The organism is Kitasatospora sp. NPDC040550 (genome assembly GCF_055594965.1).
Window position 1 is genome coordinate 91,346 of the sequence record NZ_JBVIWC010000012.1, and the last position, 24,478, is coordinate 115,823.

The window sequence follows — 24,478 nt, forward strand, 5'->3', positions numbered from 1 at the left end:
GGAGGGACGTGTCCTGGCTTCGGAAGGCGGCTGCGGGGTGCTCCGCGGCGCCCCTCGGCGGGGTCCGGCGGCGTCCCTCGGCGGGGTTCCGCAGGGCCCTCCGCAACGCTCGGCGGGGCCCCTCGGCGGGGTTCAGCGGTCGGTGCCGGGGCCTTCGCCCGGCCGGGGCCGGGGCGCCTCGGCGAGCGTCGCCGGGTCGGCGGTCCGGGCCCGCCAGGCCGGGTCGTCCTGCTGGTAGACGTCCGGGATGCCGTCGCCGTCCTCGTCCCGGTCCTCCTCCTCGCACAGGGCGCGGTAGTGCCGGTTGCGCAGCTTGAGCAGCACGGTGGCGACCACCGCGCAGAGCAGCGAGCCGACCAGGACGGCCGTCTTGGAGCGGTCGGCCAGCGCCAGGTCGTCCGGGAACGCCAGTTCGCTGATCAGCAGCGAGACGGTGAAGCCGATCCCGGCGAGCACCGAGACGGCGAACAGGTCGCCCCACTTGAGCTGGGGGTTCAGCTCGGCCCGGGTGAACCGGGCGGCCAGCCAGGTGCCGCCGAATATGCCCACCGTCTTGCCGACCAGCAGGCCGATCACGATGCCGAGCGGGGCGGCCTGGGTGAACACCTCACGCAGGGCCGGGCCGGAGATCGTCACCCCGGCCGCGAACAGCGCGAACACCGGGACGGCCAGTCCGGCCGAGAGCGGGCGGACCAGGTGCTCGATGTGTTCGCCGGGGGAGTGCTGCTCGTCGCCCTCCCGGTGGCATCGCAGCATCAGGCCCATCGCGACGCCGGCGACCGTGGCGTGGATGCCGCTCTCGTGCATCAGCGCCCAGACCACCAGGGCCAGCGGCACGAACAGGTACCAGCCCTTCACCCCGCGCCGGTGCAGGAACCAGAACAGCACCAGGCCGGCGAAGGCCAGGCCGAGCGCCCAGAACTTGATCCCGGAGCTGTAGAAGACCGCGATGATCAGGATCGCGATCAGGTCGTCGACCACGGCCAGGGTCAGCAGGAAGGCGCGCAGCGCGGAGGGCAGGTGACTGCCGACCACGGCCAGCACCCCGAGGGCGAAGGCGATGTCGGTGGCGGTCGGGATGGCCCAGCCGCCGGGGTGGCCGCCGCTGCCGGAGTTGACCAGGGCGAAGAGGATCGCGGGCAGGGCGACGCCGCAGACGGCGGCGATCACCGGCAGCAGCGCGGCGCTCGGGGTGCGCAGCTCGCCCGCGACGAACTCGCGTTTGAGCTCGATGCCGGCCACGAAGAAGAAGACCGTCAGCAGGCCGTCCTTGGCCCAGTTGGCCAGGGTGAGGTCGAGGTGGAGCGGGGCGGAGGGGCCGATCCGGTGATCGAGCACGCTCTCGTAGGCGTCCGGCCAGACGTTGGCCCAGATCAGTGCGACCACGGCAGCGGCCAGCAGCAGCATGCCGCCGACGGTCTCGGTCCGCAGGGCGTCGGTGACGAAGGTGCGCTCGGGCAGTGACAGCCGGCCGAGGAACTGCCGGCGGCGGGTCGTCGGCTCGTGGGCGGGCGGCTGGTCGGTCACGGGGACCTCCTGGGGCTGGGAGCGGCAAACGGATGCACGGGTGGTGCAGTTGCCGACCAGACTTCCCGGCGCGCCCTGTGACGCCCGCGGATCCTGTCAAGGACCTTGATGCGTCCTTAACAGTCTAACGGGACGTTCGGGTGACATCCGGATTGTCCTAGTAAATGACTTAAGCCCTGCGGGCTGCTTCTGCACCCCCGAGGAGCAACGGACCGGTACCCGAACGGCCCAGGCCGAGTGCAGTCGGGTGAACGGCTCCCTAAGGTCGATCGCAGGCGCCCGCCCGATCCGGGCCGGTGCGCACCCCCTTCCGATCCGATCCCGCTGTTCCCGCTGTTCTTGCTGGAGGCACGACCATGCCCGGTGGCGGCACCACCCTGCCCCAACCGCCCCTCTTACCCGGTGAGCCCGCCGACGCCGACCGGCGTGCCGGCCGGGTGCTCCACCCGGACGTCCGCCCCGGAGCCCGTCCGGACCTTCGCCCGGGGTCCGTTCCGGGGTCCGTTCCGGGGTCCGTCCCGGGGTCTGTTCCCGGGCGCGCCGTGGGCGTTCTTCCGGACGCCCAGGCCCTCGCGGATGCTGACCCGGAGTCCCGCCCGGAGTTCCGCCCTGAGTCCCGCCCTGAGTTCCGCCCGGGGTTCCGCCCGGGGTTCCGTGCCGACGTCGCCGAGGACGTCCCGGCGGACCTCGACCGGCTGCTCCGTCCGCTGTTCCGCTCCGCCGGCCCGGACGGCGGCGTCGCCGTCGTGGTGATCCGTGGCGACGAGCGGACGGTCGCCTGCCGGGGGCACTCCGACCGCTCCGGCCGCCACCCCGTCCGGGCCGACACCCGTTTCGAGCTCGGGTCCGTCACCAAGACCTTCACCGGGCTGCTGCTCGCCGAGATGGCCGCCCGCGGCGAGGTCCGTTACGACGACCCGATCGACCGCTACCTCCCCGCGAACGCCCTCCCCGGCTACCCGCACGAGCGGCCGATCACCCTGCTTCACCTGGCCACCCACACCTCCGGCCTGCCCCGGCTACCGGTCGGCCTGCTGCCGACCGCGGCACCCCGGTGGTTCACCCGCCCCTACGCCACGTTCGGGCCGACCCACCTGCTCGACGCACTGTCACGGACCCCCGTCCGGGGCACCCCGGGCACCCAGGTGCGGTACTCGAACCTCGGCTCCGGGCTGCTCGGACTGCTGCTGGCCAACGCGGCCGGACAGCGCTACGACGATCTGCTGGCCGCCCGGATCTGCGGGCCGCTCGGCCTGATGGACACCTCCAGCGGCCCCGGCCGGGAGGACGTCAGCGGGTACCGGCGCGGCCGACGGGTGCCGTCCTTCCGGCTGCCCGCCCTGCCGGGCGCCTCGGCACTGCGCTCCACCGCGGACGACATGCTCCGCTACCTCCAGGCGCACCTGTCGCTGGACGCCGTCCCACTGCCCGAGCGGGCCGACGCGGCGGCGCTGCGCACGGCGCTCGGCGAGGTCCGTCGGCCGAGGGTGGGGCGGCGCCGGGGCGGTACCCGGCTCTGCCTGGGCTGGAACCAGTGGGCGCCGGGCGGTGAGCCCGGCGGGGTCGGCGCGGCCGGTGACGGTGACCGAGACGGCGACGGCGACGGAGACGGAGACGGCGGCGAGGCCGGTGCGGCCGGCGTGATCGGCGCGTTGGGGATGCCGGCCGAGGGGGAGGGCGTCGAGGAGCTGGTCTTCCAGGCCGGGTCGACCCGGGGGTTCAGCGCCTTCGTCGGGTTCAGTCCGCGGGCCCAGGTCGGGCTGGCGGTGCTGGTCGGAGCGTGGACGGGAGTACGGGTCCTGCGCGGCCGGGGCATCGTCCAGGGTGCGTACGAGACCCTGCGCACCCTGGCCGCCCAGCGCGGCACGGCGATCGGCACGGTGGCCGGTACGTCAGCGGCGGAGGGGTGAGCCCCGTACGGCGTGACGTAGTGACGGCGTGACGGCGTGACGGTGTGACAGCGGGGCCCCGGGTGGTGTTCCACCGCCCGGGGCCCCGCTCCGTAAGGCTTCTGACAAGGCCTCCGACGCCTCGGTCAGCCGTTGTTGCCGCTGCCGTGCGGCGGCAGCTGGGCCTGGATCTGGCCCATCACCGTGCTGTCGGCGAGGGTGGTGGTGTCACCGACCTCGCGGCCCTCGGCGATGTCACGCAGCAGACGGCGCATGATCTTGCCGGAACGGGTCTTCGGCAGCTCGCCGACGACCTTGATCTGCTTCGGCTTGGCGATCGGGCCGAGCGTGCGGCCGACGTGGGCGCGCAGCTCCTCGACCAGCTCGGGGGTCTCGGTGACGCCGCCGCGCAGGATCACGAACGCGACGATGGCCTGGCCGGTGGTGGGGTCGGCGGCGCCCACCACGGCGGACTCCGCCACGGACGGGTGGCCCACCAGGGCCGACTCGACCTCGGTGGTGGAGATGTTGTGGCCCGAGACCAGCATGACGTCGTCCACCCGGCCGAGCAGCCAGATGTCGCCGTCCTCGTCCTTCTTGGCGCCGTCACCGGCGAAGTAGCGGCCCTCGAAGCGCGACCAGTAGGTGTCGATGTAGCGCTGGTCGTCGCCCCAGATGGTGCGGAGCATGGACGGCCACGGCTCGGTGAGCACCAGGTAGCCGCCGGAGCCGTTCGGGACCTCGTTGGCCTCGTCGTCCACCACGGTGGCCCCGATGCCCGGCAGGGCGCGCTGGGCCGAGCCCGGCTTGGTCTCGGTGACGCCCGGCAGCGGGCTGATCATCATGGCGCCGGTCTCGGTCTGCCACCAGGTGTCGACGATGGGGGCCTTGCCGCCGCCGATGTGCTCGCGGTACCAGACCCACGCCTCGGGGTTGATCGGCTCGCCGACGCTGCCCAGCACCCGCAGCGAGGACAGGTCGAACTTCGCGGGGATGTCGTCGCCCCACTTCATGAAGGTGCGGATCGCGGTCGGCGCGGTGTAGAGGATCGTCACGCCGTACTTCTGGACGATCTCCCAGAACCGGCCCTGGTGCGGGGTGTCCGGGGTGCCCTCGTAGATGACCTGGGTGGCGCCGTTGGAGAGCGGGCCGTAGACGATGTACGAGTGGCCGGTGACCCAGCCGATGTCGGCGGTGCACCAGTAGACGTCGGTCTCCGGCTTGAGGTCGAAGACCGCGTGGTGGGTGTAGCTGGCCTGGGTGAGGTAGCCGCCCGAGGTGTGCAGGATGCCCTTGGGCTTACCGGTGGTGCCCGAGGTGTAGAGGATGAACAGCGGGTGCTCGGCGTCGTGCGCCTCGGGGGTGTGCTCGGTGGACTGACGCGCCGTGATCTCGTGCCACCAGACGTCGCGGCCCTCGGTCCAGGCGATCTCCTGCTCGGTGCGGCGGATCACCAGGACGTGCTCGACGCCGTCGACCTTGGTGAGCGCCTCGTCGATGGCCGGCTTGAGCGCGGAGGCCTTGCCGCGGCGGTAGCCGCCGTCGGCGGTGATGACGAGCTTGGCCTGGGCGTCCTGGATGCGGGAGGCGACGGCGTCGGCGGAGAAGCCGCCGAAGACCACCGAGTGGGTGGCGCCGATCCGGGCGCAGGCGAGCATCGCGACGACCGCCTCGGCGATCATCGGGAGGTAGACGGCGACCCGGTCGCCCTTGCGGACGCCGAGCTCCAGCAGCGCGTTGGCGGCCTGCGAGACCTCGTCCTTGAGCTGCGCGTAGGTGATCGAGCGGCTGTCGCCGGGCTCGCCCTCGAAGTGGATGGCGACCCGGTCGCCGAGGCCGTTCTCGACGTGGCGGTCGACGCAGTTGTAGGCCACGTTGAGCTTGCCGTCGGCGAACCACTTGGCGAAGGGCGGGTTGGACCAGTCGAGCGTCTCGGTCGGCTCGACGGCCCAGCTCAGGCGCCGGGCCTGCTCGGCCCAGAAGCCCAGACGGTCCTCGGAGGCCTGGGCGTACGCGGCCGCGGTGACGTTGGCCGCTGCGGCGAGCTCTGCCGGCGGGGCGAAACGCCGCTCCTCCTTGAGCAGGTTGGCCAGGCTCTCGTTGCTCAACGCGCACTCCTCATCGAGTCATGATCTGGGGCGATCCCGTGCGTGGGGATTGTCCCGTGTGTCCCAGCGCACAGCTCACCAGGCGAACGGGCCAGTTGACAAGAGGCTCCTTGCAATTGGTGTAGACCTTTGACCGATCGTCGAACGGTCGATCGCCGAAATCGCCGTACGGTGGGCCGATCGTCGTACGACGATCGCACGACTGTGGTCCCGGTCACGACGGTGATCATGGTGCCGGTCACGGCGGCGGTGACGTCATGGTGATGGTCACGGCGACGATTCCGGCTCGACCGCCGCCCGATCCCGGCTCGACCACGGCTCGACCGCCGTCCGACCGCCGTGCGGCCGCAGCGCGACCGCCGTACGGCCCGCCGCCCGGAGGCGGCAGACCGCACGGCGGTCGGAGGGTCCGTGTCCCGGCCCGCCCGGCGGAGACACGGACCCGGCTCTCAAGCGGCCAGCTGAGGCCCTTCCTCGCTGCCGGCGGCCGGCATCCGGGCGTCGTTTCTCACCCGTTCGGCCGAATCGCCCTCCGGCCGGGCCTCGACCGGGCTGAACGTCCCGGCGGCGCGGTCCAGGACGTAGGCCTGGGCGGTGGCGAAGTCGAAGTACATCCCGACCAGGCGCAGGGTGCCCTCCTCGACCCGGCGCTCCACCGCGGGGTTCGCCAGCAGCTGGTCCAACTGCTGCACCACGTTGGTGATGCAGAGCTGCTCCGCGAGGTCCACCACCGGCCGGTCGGCGAACTCGGCCGGGGCCCGTCGGAGCCGGTCCAACGAGCCGCGGCCGTTGCGCAGCCAGCGGGCCAACGGGGTGGGTGACCCGGGGCGCTCGTGCACGCCGTCCAGCAGGGCCTTCATCGCGCCGCAGCCGGAGTGGCCGCAGATCGTGATCGAGCGCACCTCCAGCGCCTCGACCGCGTACTGCACCGCGGCGGCCACCGAGTCGTCGGCCGCACCGGGCTCGAACGGGGCCGGCACCAGGTTGCCGACGTTCCGGACGGTGAAGAGGTCACCCGGTCCGCTGTTGGTGATCATGCTGGTCACCATCCGGGAGTCCGCGCAGGTCAGGAAGAGCTGGGACGGCGTCTGCCCCTCCCGGGCCAGCCGGGCGAGTTCGGGCCGGACCAGCGGAGCGGTGTGCTGCTGGAACACCCGGACGCCGTCCAGCAGCCGGCCGTGCGGGTCCTCCTGCTGCTCGATGCAGTGGTGGCCGCCCCAGGGCGTCCAGGCCCGGCAGCGGTGCGGACCCGGTGAGCTGCCCGCGCGGACGGTGCCGTCGGGGTCGAGCACCTCGTCGTCCTGGCGCCGCGTCACCAGCGAGACCTCGCCGCCCGAGGCCTGGTGCCCCGTCCGCCAGTCGTGCAGCGTCTCGTAGGCGGCGTGGTCCAGGAACGAGCCGTCGTGCACCACGGTGACCTCGGCGCCCGCGGGGATGCCGGCCAGCGCCCGGCTGAGCCGGGGCACGGCGGTGAAGGTGAGCGGGCCGTGGGTCTGGACGGTGACCGAGCCGTCGGGGCCGGTCGCGACGTCCACATGGGCCCGGGTGAGCCGGTAGAGCGCGAGCAGCACGGCGGTGGCGGCACCGAGGCCGACCCCCCACAGCACGCCGAAGGCCACCACGGCGAGCAGGGTGGTCAGGTAGACCGGGAACTCGCGGTGCCGGTGCACGTTGCGGATGTGCGCGAAGCTCACCATCTGCAGCCCGACCACCAGCACCAGCGCGGCCAGGGCGGCCAGCGGGATCCGGCGCAGCCCGCCGGTCAGCGCCAGTGCGGCCGCGAGCACCCAGGCCCCGTGCATGACCGAGGCCCACCGGCTCTGCCCGCCGGCCCGGACGTTGGCCGTGCTGCGGACGGCGCCGCCGGCGATCGGCAGTCCGCCGACCAGCCCGCTGACCAGGTTGGCGAGGCCCTGCCCGCGCAGCTCGCGGTCGAGGTCTCCGGTGCGCTGGGACATCCGGTCCACCGCCACGGCGGACAGCAGCGACTCCACGCTCGCGACGGCGGTGACGGTGAGGACGGCGCCGAGCACCCCGGCGAGCGAACCGTGCGGCAGCGCGGGCACCAGTGAGTGCGGCTGCCAGGCGGGCAGTTCGATGTGGGCGAGCTGCAGGTCCAGGGCGAGGGCGAGCGAGGTGGCGACGGCCACGGCGGCCAGCGGGCCGGGCACCTTGGTCAGGCGGGCACCGAACTCGCCCGCGCGGCCCGGGAGTCGGTCGAGTCTGGGCCAGCCCAGCAGCACGGCCACGGTCACCGAGCCGGCCAGTAGGGCGGGTGGGTGCGGACCGGCCAACTGCCCCGGCATCGCGAGCAGGTTGGCGATCGCCGAGCTCTGCGGGGAGCCGCCGAGGACGACGTGCAGCTGGGCGATGGCGATGGTCAGCCCGACCCCGGCCAGCATGCCGTGCACGATCGCGGGTGAGACCGCGAGTGCCGTCCGGGCCACCCGGCGTGCACCGAGCAGGAGTTGGAGCAGTCCGGCGGCGAGGGTGATGGCGCAGGTGGCCCGCCAGCCGTACTGGGCGATCAGTCCGGCGGTGATCACGGTCAGCGCGGCTGAGGGGCCGCTGACCATGAGGGGGGTGCCGCCGCACAGCCCGACCACGATGCCGCCCACGGCCGCGGCCGCCAGCCCGGCGGTGAGCGGGGCGCCGGTGGCGAGCGCGATGCCGAGGGAGAACGGCACGGCGATCAGGAAGACCACCACGGAGGCGGAGAGGTCCTGGGTCCACCGGGCCCGGGAGTCGGGGCCGGTGGGCGGCGCGTGGTCGGTGGTGTCGGAGGCGATGGGTGCGCTGGAGATGTCGAGGGTCATGGTCTTCCCGTCTGTCCGGGGGAACGAACGCAGTCAGGTCCGGTGGTGAGTCCGGGGTGGGGCTCCGGGGCGGATCGGCTGTCGTGGGTCGCGACGGTGTGGCGGGATGGCGTGGGCGCGGCGGGGAATGCGGGTGTCACCGGCCGGCGTCGACCATCTGGGCCCGCCAGGGGCCAGGGCGAGGTGCGGGATGTCTCGCCGAGGGCCGTCGGAACGGGCCATCAAGACTCGGTAAACCGAGGGTAATGAAAGCTTTGCACAGCGTCGCCGTCGGAGGGAAGCGGAAAATCGCCGGTTCACCCCATTGGGTGGTGTTCGAACGGACGGGAATCTGCTGGTGGGAGGCTCGCGGCGGCCGCTGTTGCGGCCCCTGTTGCGATCCTCGGGGCGGCCCCTGGGCAGTCCTGGGCGGCGGCCGGGAGTGGGGCCGGAACGGCGAACGGGCCGCGGCGTCCCCCGGGGTGAGGGGGAGGTCGCGGCCCGTCCGGTCGGTGGCGGTGCGGTGCCGTGTGCGGGGCCGCGCGGTGGTGTCAGACGGACGCCCCGGCCGGGAGCCCGCTCGGAAGGTCGCTCGGGAGGTTGCTCGGGGTTGCGCCGAGGACGAAGCCCTCGTCCACCTGGGTCGCCAGGTCGGTGCCGACCTTGGCGTTGGCCCAACTCTCCGCGTTGCGCCGGTGGAAGAGCACCGCCTGTTCGGTGTAGCGGTGCTCGTCGCGCAGCCCGTACGCCGATTCGGCCTCGACCCGCAGCTGCTCCAGCACGGCCCGGTTGGCCGGCTCCAGCGACTTCAACGGCGGCTCGGCGCCCTGCTCCAGTCGGCGTACCCAGTCCGACTGCCCGAAGGTGGTGAGCAGGTCGTCGCCGACCTCGCGGCGCAGGAACGCCAGGTCGTCCGGGCCCTGCACCTTGTTGCCGATCACCCGCAGCTGCACGCCGAAGTCCCGGGCGTAGTCCTTGTACTGGCGGTAGACCGAGACGCCCTTGCGGGTCGGTTCGGCGACCAGGAAGGTGAGGTCGAAACGGGTGAACAGCCCGGAGGCGAAGGAGTCCGAGCCGGCCGTCATGTCGGTGACCAGGTACTCGTCCGGGCCGTCCAGCAGGTGGTTGAGCAGCAGTTCCACCGCGCCGACCTTGGAGTGGTAGCAGGCCACCCCGAGGTCCTCCTCGGTGAACGCGCCGGTCGCCAGCAGTCGGACCGAGCCCTCGTCCAGCGCGATCGGGCGGGCGCAGGCGGCGTAGACCGGGTTCTCCTCGACGATCCGCAGCAGGCGCGAACCGCGGCCGGGCGGCGTGGTCTTGATCATCTCGTCGGCCGAACGGATCAGCGGGTTGCTGCCCCGCAGGTACTCCTTGATCTCCGGCAGGTGCGCTCCGAGCGAGGGCAGGTCAGCCGCCTGAGTGTCCGTCAGGCCGAGTGCGGGGCCGAGGTGCTGATTGATGTCGGCGTCGACGGCGATCACCGGTCGGCCGATGGCGGCCAGGTGGCGGATGAACAGTGCGGACAGCGTGGTCTTCCCGCTGCCGCCCTTGCCGACGAAGGCGATCTTCATCTGGGGCTCCGGCTCTCGCTCTGGGCCCTGGGGGCGGGCCGCGTGCTCAGGGGCGCGCATGTGGGGGCGCCCCCTAACTGGAAATCGTTATCGTCTCCGATAGTGGCCATGCTAGCCGGGGTTTGGGGTCCGCCGGGGGAGGGAAGTGAGGATTGCCTCTAACGGGTGATGCGGGGTTGCTGTTCCAGGAGGGGCCGCCCGTTCATTACTCTCGGGTAGGTGAGCATTGGAACAGATCCCCTCGCCCCGTTGGCCCAGCTCCCCGGGGTGCCCGACGCCGTGGCCGAGGTGCGCAAGGCCGTCGACCGGCTCTACGGCCACCGGGTGATGCGCCGCCGCGCGGCCGAGGTCACCTCCGAGTCCGCGCTGCGCGGCGCCCGCGCGTCGGCGGCCGTGGCCGGGGCCGACTGGCCCTTGGAGGAGGTCCGACGACGCACCGACTTCAGCGCGGACGCCGAGGCCCGTACGGTCGGCGCGGCCCTGCGGATCACGGCCGAGGCGGGCCAGCTGCTCAGCGTCTGGCGGCACTCGCCGCTCCAGGTGCTGGCCCGGCTGCACCTGCTCGCGGTCGGCGACGCGGACCCGGCCGCCGGCCGGCCGCGCCGGGCGGGCGAGGGGGCCGAGGAGCTGTTCCCGCTGGAGCTCGAACCGGTGGAGAGCGTCGAGGTCGAGGCCGCGGTCGGGCCGCGGCCCGTGCTGCCGCCCGCGCCGGACGCGGAGGAGGTCGCGGCCCGGCTGGACCAGCTCTCCCGGTTGCTGGTGGCCCGCGCGGAGGGGCAGGGCGTGGGTACGCCGGCCCTGGTGGTCGCGTCGGTGGTGCACGGCGAGCTGCTCGCCCTGCGGCCGTTCGGCAGCCACAACGGGCTGATCGCGCGGGCCGCCCAGCGGATCGTGCTGATCGCCGAGGGCCTCGACCCGAAGTCGATCTGCCCCGCCGAGGTCGGTCTGGCCGAGCTGGGCACCGACACCTACCGGCGCGCCCTCGCGGGCTACCTGGCGGGCACGCCCGAGGGCATGGCAGCCTGGATCGCCCACTGTGGGCGGGCGCTGCGACTGGGCGTGCGGGAGAGCACGGCGGTCTGCGAGGCGATGCAGCGCGGCATGGCCTGAGCCCGAACGGGCCGGGGACGGAGGGGGGCCGCGCGCCGCGCCCGGTGCGCGCCCGCCGCGCGTTGCGTGCGCTGCGGACAGTGCCCCGCCGGGAACGCCGGGAACGCTGTGAAAACACGAAGATGCGGCGGCACCTGATCCTGCTGGGTGCCGCCGCTGGTGCAGACAGCCGGGTGACCAAGCATGCACCGGAAGTGCCGATCAGACGGGGATCCTGCCCGTTCGTCTGGTCCGGCGGCCCGACAGCGGGTCGGCTGCATGTGGGTGCTCGGATGTCTGTACGTGCGGTCCGTGGGGCCTGAACTGCGTTGTCGGTTTGACCTCTTCGGTCCTGACCGGGTCTCGCGGGCCGTGCTTCCTTTGTATCGCGTTTCGGCCGAAAGGGGAACCCGAAACGGGAAGTCTGTGCTGATCTGCCCGTTTCAGGGCTTTTCCGGTGGATCGCCGGGGATCGCGGCGGGTCGGGGCCTTCGGTGAGCGCCTCAGGCGGCGGGGCGACGCCGCCGGGCCAGGTACCAGATGACCCCGGCGGTCACCGCGGCCGTCCCGACCGCCACGGCGGTCAGCACGGAACCGCTCGGCGCGGAGAACTCCGGCACCCGCCGTCGCAGTTGCACCGGTCGGTCGAAGACCAGCACCGGCCACTCCCGGGCCTGCGCCTCCTTGCGCAGCGCGCGGTCGGGGTTGACGGCCGAGGGGTGGCCGACCGCCTCCAGCAGCGGCAGGTCGGTCGAGGAGTCGCTGTAGGCGTAGGACGCGGCCAGGTCGTAGCCCTCCCTCCCGGCCAACTCCCGGATCGCCGCGGCCTTGTTCTCCGCGTAGGCGTAGTACTCGATCTCGCCGGTGTAGCAGCCGTCCTCGACCTTCAACCGGGTCGCGATCACGTGGTCCGCGCCCAGCAGTTCGCCGATCGGCTCGACCACCTCGGAGCCGGAGCTGCTGACGATCACCACGTCCCGGCCGGCCGCGTGATGCTGTTCGATCAGCGAGGCGGCCTCGTCGTAGATGATCGGGTCGATCAGGGTGTGCAGGGTCTCGGCGACGATCTCGCGGACCTGCTGGACGTTCCAGCCCCGGGTGAGCGCGGAGAGGTACTCGCGCATCTTCTCCATCTGGTCGTGGTCCGCGCCGCCGGCCAGGAAGACGAACTGGGCGTACGCGCTGCGCAGGACGGCCCGACGGTTGATCAGGCCGCCCTGGTAGAAAGGCCGGCTGAACGCCAGTGCGCTCGACTTGGCGATGATGGTCTTGTCGAGGTCGAAGAAGGCGGCGGTCCGCAGGCCGGTCGGCCGGGGGCGGGCGGGTGCGCTCGGCTCCTCGGGCCCGGTGGGGTCGCCCTGGGACTCGTCGGCGTGGTCGTCGGCGTTCTCGGTGGTGTCCACGGGAACCGAGGATAGAGGGAGCCACAAAACACCCCGCCATTCGGCGTACTCGTGGGCGTGCGGGTTTGTGTTTCTGGCCGCTCGGGTACACCATGGAAGTCACGGATCGTTCGCGACCGTGCTAACCCGGTCCGGCTCCTCCCCCCCGAGTCGGGCTGTGGATAGACGACCCCCGCTCTCCCCCCCGGCGGGGGTCGTCGCACGTCCGGGGCCATTTTCAGGGCTTGAAGGCCCTTCGCGCAGGCTTCGGCGCGGTCCTCCCCGAGGTGTACAGGTGGTGTCGACGGCTCGATCCGTCCACCACCTTTCGTCACTCTGCGTTGCCGTTTGCTCATGACGCACAGGATGCCCACGGCTGGTTCCGATCGGCTCCGCGGGGTCGTTCCGGCAGGGTTCGCGGGGCCGTCCCGGCGTGGTGTGCGGGGGCGGTGCGTCGGGGGCCGGGAGGGCGGTCGGCCGGGGGCGACGGACGGCCGGTTCATCCCGCGGACCCCCTTTCGTCAATTCTTCGACGAATAGCCCCCCGCCCGGGTGAACGTTTTCATCCACAACCCCCGAGTTATCCACAGGCAATCGGAACGTGGATGACGGAATCCGGATCTCCCCCCACCGTGATGGTCGGCGGCGGTCGCCGGGCAGGGCCTCACCCCTTCTTCTCCCAGAGGTCTGCCTGGCGGCCGTCCGCCGGAACCGTCCGACGCGCGCCGCGGCCGCCCCTGGGTGGCCGTCGGCGCAGAGGGGAGAACACCATGTCGACGCCGATCACCTCCCACGTCACCGCCGAGGGCCCCGCGGCCACCGGGCCGCTCGTGGTCACCGGGGACGAGGACCTGGCCGAGCACCTGCTGCGGGTCTGCGCGGCAGCGGGCACCGAGCCCCGGCTGATCAGGGGCGCGCCGCCGCCGCGCGAGCTGTGGGAGGCCGCCCCGCTGGTCCTGGTCGGGGACGACCGGGCGGAGCGCTGCGCCGGGCTGGGCCGGCGCAGCGGGGTGCTCCTGCTCGGGCTGGACCTCGACGACCCCGGCGTGTGGGTCAGAGCCGTCCAACTCGGCGCCGAGCACGTGCTGTTCCTGCCCGACGCCGAAGCCTGGCTGCTGGACCGGATCGCGGACGCGGCCGAGGGCGTCGGCTCCCCGGCCGTCACCGTCGCGGTGCTCGGCGGCCGGGGCGGGGCCGGGGCCTCGACCCTGGCCTGCGCCCTCGCGGTCACGGCCGCGCGGACGGGGCGGCGGACGATGCTCCTCGACGGCGATCCCCTGGGCGGGGGCCTGGACATCCTGCTCGGCGGCGAGACGGCCCGCGGGCTGCGCTGGCCCGACCTGGCCGGTTCGCGCGGGCGGGTCAGCGGGGCCGAACTCGCCAGGGCGCTGCCGGCCCTCAAACGGCTCTCCGGGCTGTCCTGCCTGTCCTGGGACCGCGGCGACACCCTGACAGTGCCGCCGGCCGCCATGCGCAGCGTGCTGGCCGCCTCCCGGCGGCGCGGCGGGCTGGTGGTGGTCGACGTGCCGCGCCACCTGGACGCGGCCGCCGGGCAGGCGCTGGAGCAGTCCGACCTGGCGCTGCTGGTGGTCCCGGCCGAGCTGCGCGCGGTGGCGGCCGCCGACCGGGTCGCGGCGGCGGCCCGGATGCGGATCGGGGACGTCCGGGCCGTGGTGCGGCCGGTGCGGGCCGGCGGGCTCCCGGCCCACCGGATCGCCCGAGGGCTGCGGTTGGAGCTGGCGGGGGAGCTGGAGCCGGAGCCGGGGCTGACCGAGGACGTCGAGAAGGGCGTCCCGCCCGGTACCCGGGAGGGCGGTCCGCTCGCGCGCTTCTGCGCGAGCTTCCTCAACGAGGTGCTGCCGCCGGTGTCGGCGGTCGGAGGAGGTGCGTACTGATGGTCCGTCTGCGCAGGACAGGAACGCGGGGCGGTGCCCCGGCCCCGGGCGACGGTGCGCGGGAGCACCGGCCGCTCCGGAGCGTGCCGCCGCCCGGCGGGCAGGGCCCGGCCGGACACGGGCCCTGCCCGTACGGCCGGACAGCCCGGGAGGAGCGGACGGCGGAGCTGGTGGACGCGGTCCGGCTGCGGCTGGCCGAGTCCGGGGCCGCCCCGACGGCGGGCTCGGTCGCGGCCGTGCTGCGGGCTACCCGGCCACCGCTCGGCGGGGACGAAGTGCTGGACACCGTGCGCTCGCTGCGCGCCGAACTGGTGGGTGCGGGCCCGCTGGAGCGGCTGCTGGCGGCGCCCGACGTCACAGATGTGCTGGTGAACGGTCCGGACGAGGTGTGGGTCGACCGCGGCGGAGGCCTGCACCGGGCCACCGGGGTCCGGTTCGCCGACGCCGAGGCGGTACGGCGGTTGGCCCACCGACTGGCCACCGCGGCCGGGCGGCGCCTGGACGACGCCCGGCCCTGGGTGGACGCCCGACTGCCGGACGGCACCAGGCTGCACGCGGTGCTGCCGCCGATCGCGGCCGGCTGCACGCACATCTCGCTCCGGGTGTGGCGGCCCCGCCCGTTCACGCTGGACGAGTTGGTGGCGGGCGGTGCGCTGCCACCCGAGGGCGCGGAGCTGTTGGCCGGGATCGTGCGGGCGCGGCTGTCGCTCCTGGTCTCGGGCGGGACGGGCTCGGGCAAGACGACGCTGCTCGCGGCCCTGCTCGGCCTGGTCGGGCCGGACGAACGGATCGTGGTCGCCGAGGACTCCGCCGAACTGCGGCCGGCCCACCCGCACGTGGTCCGCCTGCAGAGTCGGCCGCCGAACCAGGAAGGGCTGGGCGAGTTCACCCTGCGGGACCTCGTCCGGCAGGCGCTGCGGATGCGGCCGGACCGCCTGGTGATCGGCGAGGTGCGCGGGGCCGAGGTGTCGGACCTGCTGGCCGCGCTCAACACCGGGCACGAAGGCGGCACTGGGACTGTCCACGCGAACACGGCGGCGGACGTGCCGGTACGGCTGGAGGCGCTGGGCTCGCTCGCCGGGCTCGACCGCCCGGCCCTGCACAGCCAACTGCGGGCCGCGCTGGACGTGGTGGTGCACCTGGTCCGGGATCCGGGCTCGGGGCGGCGCCGGGTGGCGGAGATCCACACCCTGGCCGGGGACGGTGCCGGGCTGGCGGTGACCACCCCGGCGGTGGAGTTCCCGGCTACGGGCGGGCTGGTGCCCGGAGCGGGCTGGCAACGACTGGTCGGGCTGCTGGCCGCGCGTGGGGTGGCGATCGGGGCGGTGGCGCCATGAGGGCCGTGGTGGTGGCAGCGGTGGTTTCGACCGCGGTGCCGGTGTGGGTGCCGGCCTCGGCGCCAGTGGCGGTGGCGCTGACGGCGGTGGGCCGGGCCGAGCGGGAGCTGCGGCTGGTGGAGATCGGGTTCGTGCTGTTCCTGGTCGCGTGTGCGACGGGCGCTCTGGTGCTGCTCGGGGCACCGGGCCGGAGGAGTCGAGGGCAGGGAGGTGGGTGACATGACGCAGCTCCAAGCGGCGCTCTGCTGGGTGACGGTGCTGTGCCTGCTGGCCGTCGTCGGGTGGCGGGCGGTTCAGGAGCAGCTGCCCGGCGGGCGGCGCTCCAGGCTCGTGCTGGCGGGCAGCGGGCCCCCGGTGTACGAGCACCCGGTGTACGGGCCCAGGGTGTACGAGCCCCCGGTCCACGGGCCGGAACCGGCGGCGGTGGGCCGGGCGCGGGGTCGACTTCCCGGGCTGCTGGTGCCCGAACTACTGGCGCTGCCGGTCGGCTTGGTCGTCGGTCAGGTGACGGCCTCGCCCGTGCCGGTGCTCGCGGGAGTGCTGGCCGTCCTCCCGCTGCGGAGGTGGCGGCTGCGGCGGCGACGGGTGGTCGAGGCCGGGCGGCGGGCCGACGCGGTGGTGGAGCTGTGCGCCGCGCTGGCCGGGGAGTTGCGCAGCGGTGCGACCCCGGAGCAGGCCCTGCACCTGGTCACGGCTCGGCTGGCCGTGGACCCGGACGGGCTGCGCCGGCTCGGCGCGGAGCCGGTGGCCCGGCTGGCGGCGGGGCGCTACGGCGGGGACGTGCCCGCCGCGCTCCAGCTGCTCGCCGAACTGCCCGGCGGCAGCGGGGCGGCAGCGATCGCGGCCTGCTGGCGGGTGGCCTCCGACGGCGGGTCGGGGCTGGCCGCCGCGTTGGACCGGGTTGCGGAGGCGCTGCGCGGTGAGCGGGCGTTGGCCGAGGAGATCGCGGGGGAGCTGGCCGGACCGCGCGCGACGATCGCGGTCCTGGCCGCCCTGCCGGGCGCGGGACTGCTTCTGGGCGGGGCGCTCGGGGCCCGTCCGGTGGAGGTCCTGCTGCACACCCCGGCCGGACTCGGCTGCCTGGGGGCTGGGGCGGCGCTGGAGGGGCTGGGGGTGCTCTGGACGGCCCGGATCGTCCGGGCAGCGGCCAGGGGTGCGTTGGAGTCCCCGCAGCGAGCGCCGGAGGCTCCCCGGGGCGCGGGGAGCCGTCCCGGAGTGACGGGCCTGCTTCGGGGCGGCGGTCGGCGGCGAGGGGGCCCGTGGGCCGGGGCGTTCGATGTCGGAGCGGGGGCGGGGTGATGCGACCGGGCGGGTGGCTTTCGGGCGGGTGGGTGTCGGCCGGGCTCTCGGCGACGGCGGTGGCGGTATCGGTGGCCGCGGCCGGGATGGCCCGGCGCGGGGTGGGGCGCAGCGTCCGACGGAGGGCGTTCGCCTGGCAGTGGGAACGGGGGGAGGCGCGGAGTCGAACCGGGCCGGGGCACAGCGGTGTTGGGCCCGGCGGTGTTGCCGGCGGTGGTGGACGCAGCGGTGCTGGACCTCGACGGCGACTGGCGACGGCGGTCGTCGCGGGGCTGGCGGTGGCGGCGCTGGTCGGTGGTGGCTCCGGAGCGGTGGCCGGGGTGCTGGCGGCGGTGGGCGTCCACCGGTGGTCGGCCCGGGCCCGGTCGCCGACGGACCGACGGGCGATGCTGGAGGAGCAGCTGCTGCTCAGGCAACTTCCCCTGGCCGCCGAGCTGTTGGCGGCCTGCCTCGGGGCGGCGGCGCTGCCCTCGGCAGCGGTGGCGGCGGTGGGGCGGAGCGTGGGCGCGCCGCTGGGGCCGAGGCTGGTCGCGATCGGGACCGAACTGGTCCTGGGCGCACCACCGGAGCTCTGCTGGACCAGGTTGGGCGAACGGCATCCGGCGCTGGCGCCGCTGGCGCGGTGCCTGGTTCGGACGAGCATCGGCGGAGCTCCCGCGACCGGCCCGTTGGTCGAACTGGCCCGGGAGCAGCGGACCGCCGCCGCCCGGGCGGCCCACGTCAGGGTCCGCCGGGCCGCGGTGCTCGCCACCGCGCCGCTCGGGCTCTGCTTCCTACCGGCCTTCGTCCTGATCGGAGTGGTGCCGGTGGTGATCGGCCTCACCAGCCGTTTCGGGTGGGAGATGTGAGTGGGTGTCGGGTCCGGGCCCATCGGGCCGGGACCCGCGAGAGGGACAGGTAAGTGTCCAGACCAGACAGGAGAGATCGATGACTGCAGTTTTCGCGACCAGGCCCGGCATCGGCCGTCCGTTCCAGCACCTGCCGGGAGCGTGGCGGCGGAAGAGCCGCGGGATCGCCGGCCGAGTGCGCAGGGTGGCACGGCACCGGGGGCGTTCGGACGCCGGGATGACCACGGCGGAGTACGCCGTCGGCACGCTCGGTGCGTGCGCCCTCGCGGCCGGGCTGTACAAGGTGGTCACCAGCGCGGCCATCACCGGGGCGCTGACCGAGACGCTGGAACGGGCGCTCCGTGCGACGTAGCGCCCGCCCGCGGCCCGGCCGGTCGAACCGGGCCGCACGGCCCGTGCGGAGGCCGTGGCAGGTGTCGTGGCGGGGGCGGCGCGGGGACGCCGGCTTCGTCACGGCGGAGACGGCGGTGCTGCTGCCCGCGCTCGTCCTGCTCGCGGCGATGCTGATCTGGGGCGTGCTCGCGGCCGCAGCGCAGATCACCTGCGTGGACGCGGCCCGGATCGGCGCCAGGGCGGCCGCCCGGGGCGAGTCGGACGCCGCCGAACTCGCCCGTGCGTCGGCGCCGCCGGGAGCGCGGGTCCGGGTGGCGGTCGCGGCGGACACGGTACGGGTCGACGTGGACGCCCCGTGCGCGGCGCCGGGGAGGCTGGCCGGGCTGCTCGCCGTCCGGGTCGGTGCGATGGCGGTGGCCGCCCGGGAAGACGTGCTGGGCGGCACTGCGGAAGGAGCGGAAGGAACCGCGGGAGGAACCGTGGCGGGAGGTGGAGGCGCATGGCCCGCCTGACGGCCCGGCAGATGGCCCAGGGGGCCGCCCGACCGGCCGACAGCCGTCCGGACGGAAGTCGGTGGGCGGTGGAGTGGCTGGCGCGGCTGGCGAGGGTCCGTGGTGCTCGGGCGGTGGTGCCGGGTGCGTACGGGCACCGGGCGGACACCGGATCGGCGACGGTCTGGTTGCTCGCCCTGGCGATGCTGGGCACGGCGGTCTTCGCGGCGACGGTCGCGGTCGGCACGGTGGTGGCCGCCCGGCACCGGGCCGAGTCGGCCGCGGACCTGGCGGCCCTCGCGGCCGCGGACCGGCTGCTGCTGGACCCGGACGGCGGCTGCGCCCGGGCCGTCGGGATCGCGGCGGCGCAGGGTGCCGCGCTGGTGTCCTGCACGGTGGACCGCTCCGCCGACGCCGTCGAGGTGGTGGCCGAGGTACCGGTCGGTGGGCTTCCGCGGCGGCTGCAGGTCGGTCCGGCACGGGCGAGGTCGCGGGCCGGACCGGTGCGGGCCCCGGTCACCGCGGCCGAGGACGGCCTCGGCGAGGCGCGGGGCGGCCCTGGCGGTTCTGGCGGTTCTGGCGGCCCTGGCGGTCCCGGCACTCCGGGCGGGACCGCGAGCGGCCCGCCCACGGCCCCTGGCCCGCCTGCGGCCCCTGGCTCGCCTACGGCCCCGGGTGGGGCGGTGGCCTCATGAAGCGGCCGGTGCTCCGCCGCCCGGGTTCGCTGCGGGGTCCGCTGCGGGGCCTGTGGCGGGGGCCGCTCCGCCCGCCCCGGCCGCTCCGGCCAGCAGGACGTCCAGCAGCCGGACGGCGGCCGCCTTGTCCAGCGGGTCGTTCCCGTTGCCGCACTTGGGCGACTGGACGCAGGACGGGCAGCCGCGCTCGCACTCGCAGGAGGCGATCGCCGCGCGGGTGGCGGTGAGCCACTCGACGGCGCGCTGGAAGCCGCGTTCGGCGAAGCCGGCCCCGCCCGGGTGGCCGTCGTAGACGAACACCGTGGGCAGCCCGGTGTCGGGGTGCAGCGGGACGGAGACGCCGCCGATGTCCCAGCGGTCGCAGGTGGCGAACAGCGGCAGCAGCCCGATCGAGGCGTGCTCGGCGGCGTGGGCGGCGCCGGGCAGCCGGTCGAGCGGCAGGTTCGCGTCGAGCAGTTGGTCCTCGGTGACGGACCACCAGACGGCGCGGGTGCGCAGGGTGCGGGGCGGGAGGTCGAGCTTGCTCTCGCCCATGATCTCCCCGGTGGAGATCCGCTTCCGGAGGTAGCCGACCACCTGGTTGACCACCTCCACCGAGCCGAAGCTGAGTCGGCCCTCGCCCCAGTGGACGGTGGTGTTGGTGTCGAGGACGGAGATGGAGGTGATGTCACGGGCGGCCGTGGTGTACGGCGGGTCGGCCGGTTCGACCAGGGCGACGGAGTCCTCCAGGTCGAGCTCCCGGACCAGGTAGGTACGGCCCTGGTGGAGGTGGACGGCCCCGGTGTGGACGGTGGTGTGGGCGGCCGCGGCGTCCACGGTGCCGAGCAGCCGGCCGGTGTCGGCCTCGACGATCTGCACCGGGCTGCCGCCGCTGCCCCGCAGGTCGACGGCGTCGGCGGCGCGCTCCCGGCGGGTCCAGTACCAGGAGCCGTCGGTGCGCCGGCGCAGCAGGCCGCGCCGTTCCAGCACCGGTAGCAGCGGTGCGGTGGAGGGCCCGAACAGCTCCAGGTCGGCGTCGGTGAGCGGGAGTTCGGCGGCGGCCGCGCACAGGTGCGGGGCGAGTACGTGCGGGTTGTCGGGGTCGAGCACGGTGGCCTCGACGGGAGTCGCGAACAGCGCCTCCGGGTGGTGCACCAGGTAGGTGTCCAGCGGGTCGTCCCGGGCGATCAGGATGGCCAGCGCGCCCTGGGCCTCCCGGCCCGCCCGGCCGGCCTGCTGCCAGAGCGAGGCCCGGGTGCCGGGGTAACCGGCCATCAGGACGGCGTCGAGGCCGGAGATGTCGACGCCGAGTTCGAGTGCGGAGGTGGAGGCGAGTCCGAGCAGTCGGCCGGAGTGCAGGTCCCGCTCCAGGGCGCGGCGTTCGTCGGCGAGGTAGCCGCCGCGGTAGGCGGCCACCCGGTCGGCGAGCGGTCGGCCGAGCTGGTCCTGGGTCTGCAGGGCGACGAGTTCGGCGGCGCGCCGGGAGCGGACGAACACGACGGTCCGGGTCTGCCGTTCGACCAGATCGGTCAGCAGGTACGCGGCCTCGGCGGTGGCGGTGCGGCGCACCGGGGCGCCGTGCTCTCCGACGTTCTCGGTCAGCGGCGGCTCCCAGAGGCCGAAGACCATCGGGCCGCGCGGCGAGGCGTCCTCGGTGACGGCCACCGCGGGCAGTCCGGTCAGTCGCCGGGCGGTGACGGCCGGGTCGGCGGTGGTGGCGGAGGCGAGCAGGAAGGTGGGTGACGACCCGTAACGGGCGCAGAGGCGGCGCAGCCGCCGCAGCACCTGGGCGACGTGTGAGCCGAACACGCCCCGGTAGCTGTGGCACTCGTCGACGACCACGTAGCGCAGCACCTTGAGGAAGGAGGCCCAGCGGGCGTGCGCGGGCAGGATGCCCCGGTGCAGCATGTCCGGGTTGGTGAGCACGTAGGAGGCGTACTGGCGGACCCACTCGCGCTCCTCGGGCGGCGTGTCGCCGTCGTACAGGGCGGCCCGGACCCGCGGCGGGGCGAGTTCGGCGGCGCGGCGGCGCTGGTCGGCGGCGAGCGCCTTGGTCGGGGCCAGGTAGAGCGCGGTGGCGCCGCGGCCGTTGCGGGCCTCGGTGCCCTCCAGCAGGTCGCTGAGGACCGGCGCCAGGTAGCCCAGCGACTTGCCCGAGGCGGTGCCTGTGGCGATCACCACAGTCTGGCCGCTTTTGGCCAGGTTCATCGCTTCTGCCTGGTGCGCCCAGGGCTGTTCCACCCCGACGTCCGCCGCGGCGGCGACGATCTCCGGTCGGATCGAGTCGGGCCACGGTGAATAACGCGCAGGTCGGGCGGGAAGGTGCTCCGTATGGGTGAGCCGGTCGGCCCGCCCCCGACTGGTGGACAGGGTCGTGAGCAGTGCCTCGGGCAGGCTGTGTCGGGGCGGCATGAGGACCCAGTGTGTCACCGGCGTGACGGAGAATCGTCGTAAGCCATCGTGCGGTCATGGTCGCAGGTGGTTGAATGTGGCCGTGACGGCCGTATGGCCGTGGGTCGCAGCGCTGAGGCTTGCCACGCGTTGGCTTGTTGGCTTGGCGTGCCCGGGCTCGCGACCATGCGGTGGCGGCCGTCCGGCCGAGGATCGCACATGACGTAGCAAGGCAAGGTGCTGGAGGTTCCGTGGACCTGTCCCTGTCGACCCGTGCAGTCGGCGATCGTACGGTCGTCGAGGTTGGCGGCGAGATCGATGTGTACACCGCCCCGAAGCTGCGGGAGCAGCTGGTCGAGCTCGTCAACGACGGCAAGTACCACCTCGTCGTCGACATGGAGGGCGTCGACTTCCTCGACTCGACCGGCCTCGGCGTGCTCGTCGGTGGCTTGAAGCGGGTGCGTGCCCACGAGGGCTCGCTGCGCCTGGTGTGCAACCAGGAGCGCATTCTCAAGATCTTCCGGATCACCGGTCTGACCAAGGTCTTCCCGATCCACACTTCGGTGGACGACGCGGTCGCCGCGACCGACTGACGCGTCCGGGCCGGCCCGAGCGGTCGGCCCGCCCGTTCCAAGCGTCCGGGGCGCGGGGGCCTGCGCTGCCCCCGTTCCCCGGGCGTCTCAGGGCCGGTCCAGCCGGCCCGCGGGGCCGCACCGCCGGCCCCCGTCGGAGTACCCCGAGGGGGAGAGATGGCAACCGTCGAACTTCGATTCAGCGCGCTTCCCGAGCACGTGCGGACGGCCCGGTTGGTCGCCGCGGCCGTCGCCAGACGGGCCGGGGTCGACGAGTCGGTGCTCGACGAGGTACGGCTCGCGGTCGGTGAGGCGTGCTCCCGTGCGGTCGGATTGCACCAGCGCGGTGGGATCGGCGGCACGGTGCGGGTCGCGTTGACCGACCAGGAGAAGCGTTTCCTCATCGAGGTCGAGGACGAGGCCGGCCCCGCCACCGTCCCGTCCGCCGGTGCCGCCGAGGGCGGCGACCCGGACGAGGACACCCTGGGCCTCGCCGTGATCACCGGTCTGGTCGAGGACCTGGAGGTCACCAACGGCGCTGACGGCGGCGTGATCCGGATGAGCTGGCCGGTTTCGGTCCCCTCCGTCGCGGTCTGACGTCACCCGGCTGCTTCCTGCGGGCGCCCACACTCCGGGCACCCGTTGACAAGGTGTGCGGCCCGGCGGTTCGCTGCTTCCGGCACGACCGGGTCCGGTCATCGACCGGACCTCGTCGCGGAAGAGGAAGCACATGCGGATCCGCATCCTGTGGCCGGCCGGGCAGGCCACCGCCACGCTGGCGGCCACCCCCACCACCCAAGCGCTCTGGGCCGAGCTGCCGATCGGTTCCACGGCCGGCACCTGGGGCGAGGAGGTCTACTTCGGCACGCCCGTGAGCGTGCCGCGCGAGGACGGTGCCCGGCAGGTGGTCGAGCCGGGCACGGTCGCGTACTGGACCGACGGCGACAGCCTCGCGCTGCCGTACGGACCGACCCCGATCTCGCAGGACGGCGAGTGCCGGCTGGCTAGCCCCTGCAACGTCCTGGGCCTGCTGGACGGTGACGCCCGGGTGCTGCGCACCGTGCGGCCGGGCGACCCGATCCGGGTCGAGCGGGCCTGACCGGCCGGGGAGGGGCTGGGGTGCGGCCGGGGTGAGCGGGCCTGAGTGCCGGGGAGGGGCCGGGCCGGGGTCCGGTCGCCGTGCGTGGGGCGGGAGTTCGGGGCCGGGAGGAACGGGAGCCGGGCAGCCGGGAACCGGACGGTCGGTGACGGCCGTGTAGGTTCGACGACCGAAGACGACCGAAACCGAAAGGCTCCTCCCGGTGAACAAGCGACTGCTGGCCGTACCCGCCCTCGGCGTGCTGCTCGCGTTCGGCGCCGTCGGCTGCGGCGACGACAACAGCAAGCAGCTGGACTCCTGGGCGTCGAACGTCTGCGGCGCGGCCAAGGACCCGATCGCCCAGGCGCAGGTCGCGCTCTCCGACACCGCCCAGGTGAAGACCGGCGAGTCCCCGACCGACCTGCGGAAGCGGCTGTCGGCGGACATCGGGCGACTGGGCAAGACCAACCAGGACATCGCGGCCGCGATCGACGCGGCCGGTGCGCCCAAGGTGGACAACGGTGCCGCCCTGCAGAAGGACACCGTCGACGAGTTGAAGAAGGCGGCAGACGGCTACCTGGACGTCCAGAAGAAGCTGGACGCCCTGGCCACCGACGACCAGGCGAAGTTCGCGGACGGGCTGAACAGCGTCGGCGACCAGCTGCGCCGGCTGTCCTCGCTGTCCACCCAGGCACAGAGCAAGCTGGCGAGCGGCGAGCTCGGCAAGGCGATGGCCAAGCAGGAGGGGTGCAAGCCCTCCCAGGCCACCCCGGGCGCCGGGACGAGCGGCAGTGCCGGTGGTTCCACGGCCACCCCCGGCGCGGGCGGCAGCCCGAGCGCCGGTGCCACCCCCTCGGCGGGTGCCCCCAGCGGTACGCCCGTGCCGGGCGGGACGGACAGCGCGAGCCCGTCGGCCACCCCCTCGGCGGGCGCCACCACCCCGGCGGCCCCGGCTTCGTCCTCGGCCCCGGCCACGCCGGCCCCCAGCGCGAGCTGAGCCGAGGTCCCGCCCGAGGCCCGGGCCGCAGCCCTGCCCGACGTCCTGCCCTACACCCCGCCCGACGTCCTGCCCTACACCCCGCCCGACGTCCCGCCTGAGGTCCCGCCTGGGGCCCCGCCCGACGTCCTGGTGCGCCCGGTGGGGCGCTCCGGCCGTCGGCGGGGGCGTGGCGTCGGGTCCGCGCTCCCGGCGGGGTCGG

Annotated in this window: 20 protein-coding genes; 14 read left to right on the top strand and 6 right to left on the bottom strand. The window is 74.4% G+C overall.

Features of this window, described 5'->3' with window-relative positions:
- Positions 1-132: 132 nt before the first annotated feature.
- Positions 133-1,527, bottom strand: coding sequence for a Na+/H+ antiporter NhaA (nhaA, locus tag ACZ58X_RS19315; RefSeq protein ID WP_470334819.1), 1,395 nt, complete (start codon positions 1,525-1,527; stop codon positions 133-135).
- Positions 1,528-2,069: 542 nt separating this feature from the next.
- On the opposite strand from nhaA, the gene ACZ58X_RS19320 reads away from it, so the two are divergent.
- The gene (locus tag ACZ58X_RS19320) at positions 2,070-3,437 is read left to right on the top strand and encodes a serine hydrolase domain-containing protein (protein ID WP_470334820.1); all 1,368 of its coding nucleotides are present in this window, start codon (positions 2,070-2,072) and stop codon (positions 3,435-3,437) included.
- Positions 3,438-3,562: 125 nt separating this feature from the next.
- Here the strand turns inward: ACZ58X_RS19320 and acs are convergent, their stop codons facing one another.
- The 3 genes from acs to ACZ58X_RS19335 all read right to left on the bottom strand — a co-directional run bounded on the left by acs (position 3,563) and on the right by ACZ58X_RS19335 (position 9,890).
- Positions 3,563-5,524 (bottom strand): acetate--CoA ligase, encoded by a 1,962-nt coding sequence (acs, locus tag ACZ58X_RS19325; RefSeq protein WP_470334821.1) that lies wholly within the window; start codon positions 5,522-5,524, stop codon positions 3,563-3,565.
- Positions 5,525-5,973: 449 nt separating this feature from the next.
- Complete coding sequence (locus ACZ58X_RS19330; protein WP_470334822.1) at positions 5,974-8,340, bottom strand: SulP family inorganic anion transporter; 2,367 nt, start codon at positions 8,338-8,340, stop codon at positions 5,974-5,976.
- Positions 8,341-8,870: 530 nt separating this feature from the next.
- The gene (locus ACZ58X_RS19335) at positions 8,871-9,890 is read right to left on the bottom strand and encodes an ATP-binding protein (protein ID WP_470334823.1); all 1,020 of its coding nucleotides are present in this window, start codon (positions 9,888-9,890) and stop codon (positions 8,871-8,873) included.
- Between the two features lie 219 nt (positions 9,891-10,109).
- Between ACZ58X_RS19335 and ACZ58X_RS19340 the strand changes: the two genes are divergently transcribed.
- A complete protein-coding gene (locus tag ACZ58X_RS19340; RefSeq protein WP_470334824.1) occupies positions 10,110-11,000 on the top strand; it encodes a Fic family protein in 891 nt (296 codons plus the stop codon).
- 482 nt (positions 11,001-11,482) lie between these two features.
- Here the strand turns inward: ACZ58X_RS19340 and ACZ58X_RS19345 are convergent, their stop codons facing one another.
- A complete protein-coding gene (locus ACZ58X_RS19345) occupies positions 11,483-12,280 on the bottom strand; it encodes an HAD family hydrolase (protein ID WP_470334966.1) in 798 nt (265 codons plus the stop codon).
- An 851-nt stretch (positions 12,281-13,131) separates the two neighbouring features.
- On the opposite strand from ACZ58X_RS19345, the gene ssd reads away from it, so the two are divergent.
- The 8 genes from ssd to ACZ58X_RS19385 all read left to right on the top strand — a co-directional run bounded on the left by ssd (position 13,132) and on the right by ACZ58X_RS19385 (position 19,259).
- Complete coding sequence (gene ssd / locus ACZ58X_RS19350) at positions 13,132-14,256, top strand: septum site-determining protein Ssd (RefSeq protein WP_470334825.1); 1,125 nt, start codon at positions 13,132-13,134, stop codon at positions 14,254-14,256.
- On the top strand, positions 14,256-15,593 hold the full coding sequence (locus ACZ58X_RS19355; protein ID WP_470334826.1) for a TadA family conjugal transfer-associated ATPase: 1,338 nt from the start codon (positions 14,256-14,258) through the stop codon (positions 15,591-15,593). Before ssd ends, ACZ58X_RS19355 begins: the two co-directional genes overlap by 1 nt.
- Positions 15,590-15,811 (top strand): hypothetical protein, encoded by a 222-nt coding sequence (locus tag ACZ58X_RS19360; RefSeq protein ID WP_470334827.1) that lies wholly within the window; start codon positions 15,590-15,592, stop codon positions 15,809-15,811. Before ACZ58X_RS19355 ends, ACZ58X_RS19360 begins: the two co-directional genes overlap by 4 nt.
- 1 nt (position 15,812) lies before the next feature.
- Positions 15,813-16,892, top strand: coding sequence for a type II secretion system F family protein (locus ACZ58X_RS19365; protein WP_470334828.1), 1,080 nt, complete (start codon positions 15,813-15,815; stop codon positions 16,890-16,892).
- A gap of 278 nt (positions 16,893-17,170) precedes the next feature.
- The gene (locus ACZ58X_RS19370; protein ID WP_470334829.1) at positions 17,171-17,740 is read left to right on the top strand and encodes a type II secretion system F family protein; all 570 of its coding nucleotides are present in this window, start codon (positions 17,171-17,173) and stop codon (positions 17,738-17,740) included.
- Between the two features lie 79 nt (positions 17,741-17,819).
- Complete coding sequence (locus ACZ58X_RS19375; protein ID WP_470334830.1) at positions 17,820-18,092, top strand: DUF4244 domain-containing protein; 273 nt, start codon at positions 17,820-17,822, stop codon at positions 18,090-18,092.
- 61 nt (positions 18,093-18,153) lie between these two features.
- Entirely contained in the window at positions 18,154-18,585 is a 432-nt protein-coding gene (locus ACZ58X_RS19380) for a TadE family type IV pilus minor pilin (protein WP_470334831.1), read from the top strand.
- Positions 18,573-19,259 (top strand): Rv3654c family TadE-like protein, encoded by a 687-nt coding sequence (locus tag ACZ58X_RS19385; RefSeq protein ID WP_470334832.1) that lies wholly within the window; start codon positions 18,573-18,575, stop codon positions 19,257-19,259. The genes ACZ58X_RS19380 and ACZ58X_RS19385 overlap by 13 nt, the downstream gene beginning before the upstream one ends.
- Here the strand turns inward: ACZ58X_RS19385 and ACZ58X_RS19390 are convergent.
- Positions 19,254-21,650, bottom strand: a complete 2,397-nt coding sequence (locus ACZ58X_RS19390; RefSeq protein WP_470334833.1) for a DEAD/DEAH box helicase — start codon at positions 21,648-21,650, stop codon at positions 19,254-19,256. The genes ACZ58X_RS19385 and ACZ58X_RS19390 overlap by 6 nt on opposite strands.
- Positions 21,651-21,880: 230 nt before the next feature.
- Here ACZ58X_RS19390 and bldG point away from each other — a divergent pair, with 230 nt between their 5' ends.
- The 4 genes from bldG to ACZ58X_RS19410 all read left to right on the top strand — a co-directional run bounded on the left by bldG (position 21,881) and on the right by ACZ58X_RS19410 (position 24,276).
- Entirely contained in the window at positions 21,881-22,222 is a 342-nt protein-coding gene (bldG, locus tag ACZ58X_RS19395; protein ID WP_188305076.1) for an anti-sigma factor antagonist BldG, read from the top strand.
- A gap of 156 nt (positions 22,223-22,378) precedes the next feature.
- Positions 22,379-22,798, top strand: a complete 420-nt coding sequence (locus ACZ58X_RS19400) for an ATP-binding protein (protein WP_360226954.1) — start codon at positions 22,379-22,381, stop codon at positions 22,796-22,798.
- A 133-nt stretch (positions 22,799-22,931) separates the two neighbouring features.
- Entirely contained in the window at positions 22,932-23,300 is a 369-nt protein-coding gene (locus tag ACZ58X_RS19405) for a cyclophilin-like fold protein (RefSeq protein WP_470334834.1), read from the top strand.
- A 202-nt stretch (positions 23,301-23,502) separates the two neighbouring features.
- Entirely contained in the window at positions 23,503-24,276 is a 774-nt protein-coding gene (locus ACZ58X_RS19410) for a hypothetical protein (RefSeq protein WP_470334835.1), read from the top strand.
- Positions 24,277-24,478 lie beyond the last annotated feature (202 nt).